The sequence below is a fragment of the Bacillus cereus group sp. N21 genome, assembly GCF_016483395.1.
In the GTDB taxonomy this organism is placed as follows: domain Bacteria; phylum Bacillota; class Bacilli; order Bacillales; family Bacillaceae_G; genus Bacillus_A; species Bacillus_A pseudomycoides.
Genome location: NZ_JAEHBX010000455.1, coordinates 1 through 230, shown reverse-complemented (window position 1 = coordinate 230; position 230 = coordinate 1). Strand labels below are relative to the sequence as shown.

The following is a 230-nucleotide window of genomic DNA, read 5'->3' as shown; positions in this document are numbered from 1 at the left end:
ATCCCAAACGTACCTTTACGAGTAAATTCCATATTTCCGCCTTTTGAATCACCTACAACGAAGAAACCATTACCTTCCATTGCTGCTTGTGTTTTACCACCAGTTAACGTAATTGTACCATCACTATAATCTGTAACCGTACCACTCATTTTCACACCGTTACCAATACTTTTCGGATTCGTTCCTGCGTATTTACCGTCACCTTTTGCACCAATCGAATTGTTATATAG

General features: G+C 39.1%; 1 pseudogene. It reads right to left on the bottom strand.

The annotated features are described in order from the left end of the window. Positions 1–230, bottom strand: a pseudogene (locus JDS96_RS31620) (flagellar hook protein FlgE); the annotation flags it as partial.